7 protein-coding genes are annotated in these 12,152 nt (G+C 50.6%); all 7 read left to right on the top strand.

The genetic code is table 11. The features are described 5' to 3' along the window. The first annotated feature begins 194 nt into the window (after positions 1 to 194). The 7 genes from pflB to PCH05_RS13760 all read left to right on the top strand — a co-directional run bounded on the left by pflB (position 195) and on the right by PCH05_RS13760 (position 11,861). Positions 195 to 2,456, top strand: coding sequence for a formate C-acetyltransferase (pflB, locus tag PCH05_RS13790; protein WP_127602981.1), 2,262 nt, complete (start codon positions 195 to 197; stop codon positions 2,454 to 2,456). Between the two features lie 87 nt (positions 2,457 to 2,543). Next, entirely contained in the window at positions 2,544 to 3,281 is a 738-nt protein-coding gene (pflA, locus tag PCH05_RS13785; RefSeq protein ID WP_127602980.1) for a pyruvate formate-lyase-activating protein, read from the top strand. 217 nt (positions 3,282 to 3,498) lie between these two features. Next, positions 3,499 to 4,890, top strand: a complete 1,392-nt coding sequence (locus tag PCH05_RS13780; protein ID WP_174806267.1) for an ABC transporter substrate-binding protein — start codon at positions 3,499 to 3,501, stop codon at positions 4,888 to 4,890. A gap of 66 nt (positions 4,891 to 4,956) precedes the next feature. Continuing rightward, positions 4,957 to 6,786 carry a cache domain-containing sensor histidine kinase gene (locus PCH05_RS13775; protein ID WP_127602978.1) on the top strand — a complete coding sequence of 610 codons (1,830 nt, stop codon included), beginning with the start codon at positions 4,957 to 4,959 and terminating at the stop codon, positions 6,784 to 6,786. Next, positions 6,783 to 7,571: a response regulator transcription factor gene (locus PCH05_RS13770; protein ID WP_307719539.1), complete on the top strand. Its 789-nt coding sequence runs from the start codon at positions 6,783 to 6,785 to the stop codon at positions 7,569 to 7,571. Before PCH05_RS13775 ends, PCH05_RS13770 begins: the two co-directional genes overlap by 4 nt. A gap of 148 nt (positions 7,572 to 7,719) precedes the next feature. After that, positions 7,720 to 9,339 (top strand): glycoside hydrolase family 3 protein, encoded by a 1,620-nt coding sequence (locus tag PCH05_RS13765; protein WP_127602977.1) that lies wholly within the window; start codon positions 7,720 to 7,722, stop codon positions 9,337 to 9,339. 185 nt (positions 9,340 to 9,524) lie between these two features. Then, on the top strand, positions 9,525 to 11,861 hold the full coding sequence (locus PCH05_RS13760) for a stalk domain-containing protein (protein ID WP_127602976.1): 2,337 nt from the start codon (positions 9,525 to 9,527) through the stop codon (positions 11,859 to 11,861). The last annotated feature ends 291 nt before the right edge of the window (positions 11,862 to 12,152 follow it).

The following is a 12,152-nucleotide window of genomic DNA, read 5'->3' as shown; positions in this document are numbered from 1 at the left end:
ACTGAACTTGTAATAAGGACACCGCATAGAAAGCAAGGCTGCATGAATGTGCAGACGATCAGGCTAAATCAATCCGGAGTTGTGAAAAAAGTCACAAAACTTTCGACCTAACTTCGTATTTATGCGGGTTCCAGAGACATGGGATTTCCTTCAAGCCCATGGTCTCCATTAAATAAATAGATGGAGGGATTCAGATGTCGGTGCTTGAAAAAGACGTACAAAACATGCAGTCTGGCTGGAAAGGTTTCAAGAAAGGGAAATGGGCAAGAAAGGTTGATGTCAATAACTTCATCGAGAGCAACATCAACCCGTACCTGGGAAATGAGGATTTCCTGGCCGGTCCTACGGCCAATACGACTGAACTGTGGAAGATCGTATCGGAGCTGACCCGGAAAGAAAGGGAAAACGGGGGCGTCCTGGATGTCGATGTGAACACGCCTTCGACCATTACTTCCCATGCGCCGGGTTATTTGGACAAAGAGAAGGAACAGATTGTCGGTGTGCAGACCGACGCTCCTTTCAAACGCTCCATCCAGCCTTTCGGCGGCATCCGCATGATGATTGACGCATGCAAGGCGTATGGCTTTGAGCTTCCCGAGGAACTGATCCAAATATTTACGGATATCCGCAAAACGCATAACCAAGGCGTATTCGATGCATATACAACAGACATGCGCGCTGCTCGAAAAGCAGGCATCATCACGGGGCTTCCCGATGCTTATGGCCGCGGCCGCATCATTGGCGACTATCGCCGCGTCGCACTATACGGCATCGACTTTCTCGTACAGGACAAGAAGCAGGAATTGATGGAGCTTGAAGTCGACGTCATTGATGAAGATGTGATCCGCTTGCGCGAGGAGCTGTCGGAGCAAATCCGTGCTCTTGGCGAGCTAAAGCAAATGGCGGCTATGCACGGCTATGACATATCCAAGCCGGCGCAAAACGCCAAAGAAGCATTCCAGTGGCTGTACTTTGGTTACCTGGCGGCGATTAAGGAGCAAAACGGCGCCGCGATGTCGCTCGGACGCGTATCCTCGTTCCTGGATATTTATATGGAACGTGATTTGGCGGAAGGCACATTGACCGAAGAGCAGGCACAGGAACTCGTGGACCATTTTGTCATGAAGCTTCGGATCGTAAAATTCCTGCGCACGCCCGACTATAATGAGCTTTTCAGCGGCGATCCGACTTGGGTTACGGAATCGATCGGGGGCATGTCCTCGAACGGGCAGACCCGCGTAACGAAAAACAGCTTCCGCTTCCTGCACACCTTGTATAACCTGGGACCTGCACCGGAACCGAACCTGACCGTACTCTGGTCGGAGAAACTGCCGGAAGCCTTCAAGAAATACTGCGCTAAAGTATCGATCGAAACCAGCTCGATTCAATATGAGAATGACGATCTGATGCGTCCGATCTATGGGGATGATTACGGCATTGCCTGCTGCGTATCGGCGATGAGAATCGGCAAACAAATGCAATTCTTCGGTGCCCGCGCGAACCTGGCCAAATGCTTGCTCTATGCCATTAACGGGGGAATCGACGAGAAGTCCGGAGCACAGGTGGGACCTGAATATCCTGCCATTACGGCGGATGTACTCGACTTTGATGAGGTAATCAAACGCTTCAAGCCGATGATGGAATGGCTGGCCAAACTGTACATGAACTCGCTGAACGTCATCCATTACATGCATGATAAGTACAGTTACGAACGTATCGAAATGGCTCTTCATGACCGCGACATCCTGCGCACGATGGCCTGCGGCATCGCCGGCCTGTCGGTTGCGACGGACTCGCTGAGCGCGATTAAATACGCCAAGGTCAAACCGATCCGCAATGAAAAGGGCATCGCGGTCGATTTCGAAATCGAAGGCGAATTCCCTTGCTACGGCAATAACGATGACCGCGTAGACAGCATCGCCATTGAACTGGTGGAATCTTTCATGAGCATGATCCGCAAGCATAAGGCTTACCGGAATGCCATGCCGACCCAATCGATTCTGACGATTACTTCGAACGTGGTATACGGTAAGAAAACGGGCACGACGCCGGATGGACGCAAAGCGGGAGAACCGTTCGCTCCAGGCGCCAACCCGATGCACGGACGCGACAAGAAAGGTGCGCTCGCTTCCCTCAGCTCGGTAGCCAAACTTCCTTATGAGGACAGTCTGGACGGCATTTCGAACACGTTCTCGATCGTGCCGAAAGCGCTCGGCAAAGAGTCCGAAGTACGTAAAACCAATCTGGTTGCCATGCTGGACGGATATTTTGGAAGCAACGCCCATCACCTGAACGTGAACGTGTTTGACCGTGAACAGCTGATCGACGCAATGGATCATCCGGAAAACTATCCGCAGCTGACGATCCGCGTCTCGGGTTATGCCGTAAACTTCGTGAAGCTGACCCGCGAACAGCAGCTGGATGTCATCAATCGTACATTCCACGGTTCGATGTAAGAGGCTTCGGGTAAATATTGCGACTGGAAAATGATTGGATTGATTCATGTATTCAAGAAAAAGCGGATGCGGAAAGGGTGACTTCAAATGATCAAGGGACATATCCATTCCATGGAAACCTTTGGGACCGTAGACGGACCGGGCATCCGCTTTGTCCTTTTTATGCAAGGCTGCTTGCTGAAGTGCCAGTACTGCCATAACCCCGATACGTGGGCACTGAATGAGGGCAAAGAGATGACGGTCGAGGAAGTATTAGCCGAAATTGAGCCTTATTTGAACTATTACCGTTCCTCGGGCGGGGGACTGACGGTTTCGGGAGGGGAGCCTACGCTGCAATCCCACTTCGTTGCCGAGCTGTTCAAGGAAGCGAAGAACCACTGGAACCTGCATACGACGCTGGACAGCAACGGCTTTAATGAAGCGGAACGGATCCATCAGCTGCTGGAAGTGACCGATCTGGTGCTGCTTGACATCAAGCATATCGATGATGAGAAGCATATCAAGCTGACGGGCAAATCCAATGAGCGGACGCTTCGCACGGCGGAGTGGCTGTCCGAGCATGGGCGCAGCATGTGGATTCGTCATGTGTATGTGCCTGGCATTCATGACCAGGAAGAAGATCTGATCAATCTTGGCAGATTTATCGGAACCCTGCGCGGTGTAGAGAAATTCGAAATCCTTCCGTACCACCAGATGGGCATCTATAAATGGGAGGCGCTGGGGAAGGATTATCCGCTGGAGGGCGTGCCAAGTCCGACGGAAGAAGAAGTCCAGCGGGCATACCGCTTGATCGAAGAAGGACGCCGGCAAACCGCCGCCGTGTAATGCTTTTATACAAGAGCTCTTTTCCCATGCCGGAAGAGGGCTCTTTTTTTTCGCGTTTTTTGACCGGATCCGATTCTCTCGAATTTCACTGATCGGATTTTTTGAAAAATAGTAGAGAATTTTATCCCCCTTTTAGCAGATTATTGCTCTAACGATGGTGTATACTCATTCTTATAATGAGAAATGTAAGATGTTTCGAGGGGGATCAACATTGAAGATAAAGAGAAGTTTGATTCTTTTGATGTCGTTTTGTTTAGTATCTTCACTTTTGTTGTCAGCCTGTGAAAACTCGCAAATCAATGTAAACGCCTCCAACAGCTCCAAAACCAAAGGGCAGGAGACCCCGAAGGCAGAGCCCTTTGAATTGACCCTTCGCCATACCCAGATCGGCAAAGATAAGGAAAAACGCTTTGCAATTTTAAACGATGTGGTGAAAAAGGTGGAAAGCGAGGTGGATGGCTTAACCTTCAGGCTCGATGGCGTGGAATCCGACGTGAACCGCAAAGAGAAACTGCGTGGGGAAATGGCCGCAGGCAATCCTCCGGATATTTTCGATCTGTTCGGAAGCCCGGATTCCACCATCTATGCCAAGGAAGGCAAATTGCTGGATTTGACACCCATTATTGAAGAGCTAGGCATCAAGGATAAATTCTCCTCTCTGGAACCATTTACGTACAAAGGCAGGGTGTATGGTCTGCCGATCGGAGGATCGGCCGAAGGCTTCTTTTATAATAAGGAATATTTCGAAAAAAGAGGCTGGAAGCCGCCGGCCACCTTTGCTGAATTTGAGAACATGCTGGCCGAGATCAAGGCGGATGGTAAAGTGCCGATTGCTGCTGCCTCCAAAGACGGCTGGGTGCCTCTGATGCTCACCAATCATCTGTGGTCGCGGTATGCGGGTCCGGACATTACCGGCAAATTCGCTACGGGAGAAGCGAAGTGGACCGATCCGAACGTCATCAAGGCTTTCGCCAAGCATCAGGAATGGGAGAACAAGGGCTATTTTAAAAAGGGAGAGCTTGGTTATGAATACCCGGAGTATACGACCCAATTTACTTCGGGCACAGCCATCCTGATGTATGACGGGACCTGGAAATCCTCCGTTTTCAAGAAAGGAGAGTCCGGGGCGAGCATGGTTGGCAAAGTAGGCTTTTTCAACCTTCCTCCCATTCCAGGCGGGGTGGGCGACCAGACATCGTTAATGTTCAATGTGAACAACGGCTATGGCTTCTCGGCTGCGGTGGCCAAAGATCCGCGCAAGATGGAAGCGGTTAAATCTTTCATCAAAAATATGTTTAACGAAGACATGCAAATTCGCGGTCTTGTCGAAGACGGCGTGCTGCCGGCGATGAAGATGGATGTATCCGTGCTTGCTTCAAGCCTGAACGATACCTTGATGAAGGAGATCGTGGATGCGCTCGAAAATTCCGAAACGAAGTTTGCCGCTTTTGACTCGCTGGTGCAGACGGATGTGACCTCCACAATAAGCAATGTTCAAATCCAGAAGCTTATCAGCAATCAGACGACTCCGAAAAAAATGGCAGAAGCCCTGCAGAAGGTGCAGGACGAAGCCAATGCGCAAGACAAGGCCAACGCGACCGAAGATTAACGGACGATATGAAGCATTGAATATGCCGCAGATGGCGTTACAGGAAAAAAGATTGGAAGAGTGCCAATGAATTTACGGAACAAATTATTTACGGCATTTGTGGTATTGATCATTGTTCCTCTTTGCGTATTAGGGGTCGTCACTTTTATGGTCTCGTCGTATTCCATCGAGGAAAAATACAGCCGCCAGACGGAATACTCGCTGAAGGCGATCAGCTACAGCATTAGCACCGTTCTCAAGCAGATGGACAACGTAACCGATAACGGAATCGCGACCTCCGTCTTTCATATGGCCCTGGCAGCCAAGGATCCCACGAAACAGGATTTGAACGCAGAGCAGCTCAGCCTAAACAACAGCCAGCGCAACTTTCGAAGCCTGCTCTACAATCATCCAGCCATCAGCTATGCGTTCCTCTACAACTTGAGTGGGTCGGGCAAATCAAGCATCGTATCCATTTTCACCAAAGAAAATTTCAAAACCATGCCTTTCGTGGATTTCAAAAAGCAGCCTTTATACAAAGAGGTTATGGATCTGAATGGAGTGCCCAAATGGATTGCGCCGCATGAATATCCCGAGCTGACAGGGACCGAGCCGGTATTTACACAGATCCGGTTGATCAAAGAGCTGAGCTATTTTAAAAACATCGGGATTCTGGTCGTCCAAATCAACAACTGGGACATCGAATCGATCTTTCACAACCTGTCCCCTTCCCAAAGCATGCAGTCCACCGAATTCATGCTCGTTAACGATGATGGTCTAATCCTCTATGACCCGAATAAAACATTGGAAGGGAAGCAGCTCGGTTCGGTGATGAAAAAGCAGGTCAAGTTCGGCAGCGGATATCAGAGCTTCAAGACCGATTTCAATGATGAGAATAGCATTGTGTCGATTTATCATCTGCAGGATTATTCCTGGAACCTGGTGTCCGTCACCTCATGGAAATCCCTGTCAAAGGAAACGCTTGTTTTTGCCCAGTGGTTCATCGGGATTACGCTCTTGTGCCTGCTCGCGGCGATTACCTTCAACATGGTGTTCATGAGACGAATTACCGGCTCAATCGCGGTCATTGTCCGTTTCATGAGGAAAGTGGAAGGCGGAGATTTCAACGTCCGGGTTGAAGACCGCGGGAAAGACGAGCTGCATATTTTGGCCAAGGGATTCAATGATCTGGTGGATCAGATCAACAGCTTGTTCAAGCAGGTAAATACGAAGCAGAAGCAGAAGACCCAGGCGGAGCTTCGGGTGCTGCAGGCGCAGATTAAGCCTCATTTCTTGTTCAACACCCTGGAGTCCATCAATGTGCTGGCCGTTCAAAATGAGGGCGTTAAGGTCAGCGAAATGGTGCACCGTCTTGGAAGCATTTTGCGAATCAGCATTCAGGATAAGGAAGAAATTCCGCTCGAACAGGAAATTGAGCACTTGCAGAGCTACCTGGAGATTCAAAAATTCCGGTTCGACGACCTGTTTGACTATGAAATCGACGTGCCTCCGGATTTGAGAAGAAGAAGCGTGCTGAAGCTGACACTGCAGCCGCTTGTCGAGAACTGCATCCAGCACGGCTTCGAAGGCATCGAAGACAAGGGGCATATCCATATCTCGTGCTGGTCGGATCGGGGCCGCATTTTCCTGCAGGTTCAGGATAACGGGATCGGCATGGATCCGGAGCAGCTGCTGAAATTCCAGTACATGAAGACGGATAAGGAAGACGAAGAGGAACGGAAAGATCAGGTGAGGCATTTGTACGAAGAACGGCGGGGACTCGGCCTGCGCAGCGTGGCGGATCGAATCCGGATCCACTACGGGGAGTATTATGGACTGTTCATCTGTTCTTCGCGCCTGACCGGAACGATAATTCAATGTGTCATTCCTGACGCAGAGTGGAGGGAAATGGAATGATTCTCAAAGTGATGCTGGTTGACGATGAGGCTCCGATTCTGAATAACCTGAAAAGCATCATTCCATGGAAGGAGATGAACATGCAGGTGCTGACGGCCCGGAGCGGGCAGGAGGCATTGAGTTTATTCGATATCCACAACCCCGACATCATTTTATGCGATATACGGATGCCTGTCATGGACGGCTTGACGCTGGTGAGCGAGCTGCGAAGCAGAGGATCTGCGGCTGAAATTATTTTGCTGACAGGGTATCAGGAATTCGAATATGCGCGGGCCGGAATTAAATATAAGGTCCGTGATTATATATGCAAGCCGATTCACTACAAAGAGCTGGAGAACAACATCCGTGCCATATGCGAGCAAATTGTGCAGAACCGCTTGAAGGATCCGTTCCAGCAAACGGTATCACGCATTCAGGAGCATGAAGGAGATCAGACGGTCAGGAAAAATCCGCAGCAGCTCATGGCTGAGGCCGTGGGCTATATCGCCGACAAGCTCGATAAGGATTTGGGGATCGAAGAGCTGGCGGGACATCTCGGCATCAGCTGCAGCTATTTCAGTCTGCTTTTCAAGAACCATCTGGGAATGACCTTTGTGGAATATGTCACCGCCAAACGGATTGAAGCCGCCAAATATTTGCTCGCGCACAGCGAAAAAAGCATCACCCAGATCGGGGCCGGCATCGGTTATCACGAGAGAAGGTATTTCACCAAGGTGTTCCAGAGGCACACGGGCATGACGCCTTCCGAATTTCGCGATCAGGCCAGAAACATTCCGGCGATGTAACAAAAGCCTGCAGGGGTTCCGCTTCCGGAATGAATGGCCCCTGCGTCCGTTTTATCTTTGGTTTTACGGGAGGATTTTTGCTGGTACAAAGGCGATCGGTCTTCAGAAGCAAAATCCCGAACTTATATATAAAGGATGTGCAGAGAAATTGAATATTTCGAATCTCACGCTGGTGCAAAAAATCGGTCAAATGTTTATTTGCGGATTTCATTCGCTGGTGCCCGATGACCAGATCCGCACGCTGATTCAGCAGTATCATTTGGGAGGAGTCATTTATTTCCGCCGCAATATCGACGAGCTGGAGCTGGTTGCCGGTCTCTCCAAGTCGCTACAGGATTTGGCTGCGGCTAACGGGAGCTTGCCGCTATGGATTGCCATTGACCAGGAAGGCGGCATGGTGGCTCGCATTGATCATAAGAAAATGAGCCGAATCCCGGGCAATATGGCGCTTGGCGCAACGGACAACCCGAAATACAGCTATGAGGTTTCCGTAATCAGTGCACAGGAAATGACTCAGCTCGGCATTAATATGAACTTTGCCCCCTGCGTGGACGTCAACAACAATCCCCTTAATCCGGTGATCGGGGTCCGTTCTTTCGGGGAACAAGCGGACAAGGTAGCGGAGCACGGAGCGGCGGTCATTCGCTCATTTCAGGAAAACGGCATATCCGCCGCGGCCAAGCATTTTCCGGGACATGGCGATACTAGCGTGGACAGCCATATGGGGCTGGCGACGGTGGAGCATGACGTGGAGCGCTTGCAGCAGGTCGAATTGAAGCCGTTTATCCGGGCGATTCAGGAACGAGTGGATGTCATTATGACGGCCCATGTCATTTTTCCGGCGATCGAGCCCGAACCGATTCCTGCGACCTTGTCCCGATCCGTATTGACGGGATTGCTGCGCGAGGATTTATCTTATCAAGGGATCATCGTTACGGACTGTCTTGAAATGCATGCGATTGCGAAGTTTTTCGGTGTAGGCGAGGGGGCAGTCCAAGCGATTGAAGCCGGAGCGGATATCGTCCTGGTGAGCCATACGCTCAGCGACCAGATTGAAGCGATCGAGGCTGTAAAACAAGCCGTCTTGAGTGGCCGAATCCATGAGAAGACGATTGATACGGCGGTGGAACGCATTCTTGCCCTCAAGCAGCAGCGTATTGCCGATGTGCCGGAATCGGAGGCCGCGCCCGTCTTTCTTGAAAGACATGAAAAGCCGGAAGTGGATCGTTTGCTCCAGGAAGTGGCACGGAAAAGCATCACGCTTGTCAAGGATCAAGGGCAGCTTCCTTTGGACACCCAGTCTTCCGTCCTGGTCGTATGGCCAGAAGTACGTTCCGAAACTCAGGTGGATGAGCCATGGACCGAAGTGGTAACTCTTGGCGATGCTCTTGCTGCATATATCGGTCAAGTGAAGGAAATTCGGATCAGCGCCGAGCCGGATGAACAAGAAATCGAGCTGGTTCTGAGAGAAGCAGCTTCCTGTTCCCAGGTGGTGGTGGCAACGTATACGGCGGGCAGCGCCCTTCCCGAAGGCCAGCGCGAACTGGTGGAAGGGCTGCAGCAGCAGAAGCTCGGTAAACTGATCGTGGCTTCCACACGGAATCCGTATGATCTGAACGATATTCCGGGCGTACCGGCGTATCTGTGCTGCTATGAAAATACACCTTATTTTATGGAAGCCTTGGCGGCCATACTTGCAGGACACAGCAAAGCGGAAGGCCAGCTACCGGTCCGTCTTGATGACCCGAATGCCGTAGGGGTAAACTAGCAAGATTCCTCGGTATTCGCCATCATTCAGCAAGGATTGGAATGGAGGAAGATTCCTTGTCATGGGGAAATCTTCCTTTTTTGATATTGTCTGAAGTCATAGAGCAACTTTTTAGCAAATTTTGCGTCTAATACTATGTTCTATGAGAGCGAGATATAAAAATGGGAGCATAAAGGAGTCTGTACATGAATTTCAGAAAATTAACAATGATTGCTGTGTTTGCTGCAGCTCAAACTGCGCTCGTGATTCCTGCCGGCGCGGAAGGTGCAGTTCAGCCTGAAACCGTTCAGGGAATTAGCGTGAATGCTAACAGCAGCGCCGACAGCACGGCGAACGCGCAAACGGGTGGCACAGCAGGAGTTGCTGGTCAATCTACCACTGGAAATACGGGGGACGGCCAGAACAGCACAGGGGGAGCAGGCGGAGACAAAGGAACAACCAGTACGGACAACACAGGTACAGGGGATCAAACACCATCCACGAATGCCAACGGAGATGACGGTGCCGCGAGCGATGGCAGCCCGGCCGATGGAAGCAGCGGTCAAACCGGAACCACGCCTGGAACGGGGGCCGAAACTACACCGGGCACAACGACTGAAACAGCTGGATCGGGTGCAGCAACCGGCATTTCGGCACAAGCAGGTTCCAATCAACTGATTCTGATGATGAACAGCAATCAGATGTACCAGAACGGCAAGCTTTATCTTGCAGGACAGCCGATGGCTGTGAAAAACGGGGTCTCCTATGTAGCCATCCGCGCAATGGTGGAACGGGTGGGCCTTAAGCTTTCGTACGACAGCAAAACGAAGGAAACCATTATTATCAAGGACGGTAAAGAACTGCGGTTCAAAACCAATAGCAGCGTTTACCGCGTAAACGGCGAATCCAAGCCGATGAAGGGACCTTCTTACCAGCAAAATAACGTGTTTATGGTTCCGTTGACTTCGATTACTCAAGCGCTGAATATTCCGTATACGGTGGATCAGCCCGGCAAGAGAGTCATTCTATCGCTCTCGACCAAGCCGGTAGCCGCCTTTACGGTACAGCCTTCGGAAATATTTGCAGGTGAAACGAATGTGACATACTCAACCCAGTCCAAAACGTCGAACGGTTTGCAAATCGTCGATGAACGCTGGGAAGGCAAAGAGGATGTTTTTCAAACGGCCGGAACTTATACGATTACTCATTATGTTCAGGATTCCAGCGGGCAATGGAGCGATCCGTATACCGTAACCGTGAATGTGCTCAAACCAAACGAACCGCCGGTGGCCAACTTCACGACCGATAAAGACGAGTACAAGATGGGTGAATTGATCACAATCACGGATCACAGTACCGATGACGAGAATGCGATTGTCGACCGTCAATGGCTCAATGACCATAAGGCATTTTTCCAGCCTGGTCCTGTCACGATCCGCTTGAAGGTGACAGACAAACATGGAGCGGTCGGCGAATTCCAGAAAACGATCACGATCACGAACGAGACGCTCTATACCGAAGATGAATTCAACAGACTGTTTACGCAGGTAGGCGAAAAGTATACGTTTGACGGCACCAAGGTACCGACATGGAATAATCTGGACTTTACCTTTACATCCGAGCCCGCCACGCTGATTCGCAGCAACAGCCCTGAAACCGTCTATTCGGAGGGGGTGCTGTACAAGGAAACGGCGCTTGGCAGCACGCGTTTCATGCTGCACCATGTTAACGCCACGGGTAAAAACACGAAGCTCTACGTCATCGCAACCAATACCTATACGGACAGACCGGCACAGATAACTCTGCAAAACTTCGGAATCGGCGGTCCGAACCCGTATCCGGAATTGACGGGCAAGACTTCTCTGGAGCGTTACTTCCAATCCATGCGGGATTCATCTGCTTATCAATTGATTAATCTGGCTGCAGGCGAAAGCAAAGTGATTATGACGGATGTCAACAAAATCAAAATGAAGCCGGGCGATACGATTTCCGCGCTTGCTGATGCATTCAGCGATTATCCGATCCAGTATACCGTCATAATGATCGATGAGAACAAGGATCCGCTGCAAAGCCTGCCTTATCTCTCGAACCTGGACCGTGATGTTCATAACCGCGGCACGTATCCGGATTCCGTTCGCGTAATCAATTATGATCAGCAGGTAGGCAGCACGCCTTCGCGTCTCGTTCTTGGAGACAATAAAGCAGATCCGAATCTGAAAGGCCTGGACGGCATCTATGGGACTGAAGCTTCAAATGCCGGAAACTTCGGCGTCTTGTACAAAATCAAGTTCAGCCGCGTTGCACCGAATACCTTGATTACCTTGAACCCTCGGGGCGGCAACTATAACGGAATCGTTACGGTGAATGGCCAAGTCGTGCAAGTCGCGAACAAGGCATCCGTCAGCGCGCCGAATGAGAACAGCGTACTCTATCGTACTGGCAAGTATGAGGAGAGCGTAGAGATTATGTATACGCCGTCGCCGGGAAGCAATCTGCCGATCAATCTGCTGCTCATGCCTATGCCGCAGGAGAAGCAGTCCTGATCAATCCGTGAGCACACTTGTAATTCATTCACAGCAAAGAGCTGCCTCAAGCATCCATGATGCCGGGCAGCTTTTTTTGATGTTTAGCGCTTAATAGGTGTACCGTATCGCATGGCAGCAAGTTAAGTGATATAGAGCGACTTTGATGTTGATTGTGAATGGCTTAGGAAATCCTCAGAACCTGCAGCCCCGCGTTAGGTGAAATCGTCATCAGCCGCGAATCAGGGAATTCCAGGGCAAAATCCATGGCAATGTATGCGTGGGTCACAGAAGGGTATAAGAGCGAAAAGT

The sequence above is a fragment of the Paenibacillus chibensis genome, from assembly GCF_004001045.1.
Taxonomy (GTDB): Bacteria; Bacillota; Bacilli; order Paenibacillales; family Paenibacillaceae; genus Paenibacillus_AQ; species Paenibacillus_AQ chibensis.
The sequence above is the reverse complement of the archived record's forward strand: the minus strand, read 5'-3'. Positions and strand labels throughout refer to the sequence as shown.

Excerpts from the sequence above, each read along its gene's own strand:
- pflB (WP_127602981.1), top strand. The coding sequence starts at position 195 with ATGTCGGTGCTTGAAAAAGACGTACAAAACATGCAGTCTGGCTGGAAA.
- pflA (WP_127602980.1), top strand. The coding sequence starts at position 2,544 with ATGATCAAGGGACATATCCATTCCATGGAAACCTTTGGGACCGTAGAC.
- PCH05_RS13770 (WP_307719539.1), top strand. The coding sequence starts at position 6,783 with ATGATTCTCAAAGTGATGCTGGTTGACGATGAGGCTCCGATTCTGAAT.
- PCH05_RS13775 (WP_127602978.1), top strand. The coding sequence starts at position 4,957 with ATGAATTTACGGAACAAATTATTTACGGCATTTGTGGTATTGATCATT.
- PCH05_RS13760 (WP_127602976.1), top strand. The coding sequence starts at position 9,525 with ATGAATTTCAGAAAATTAACAATGATTGCTGTGTTTGCTGCAGCTCAA.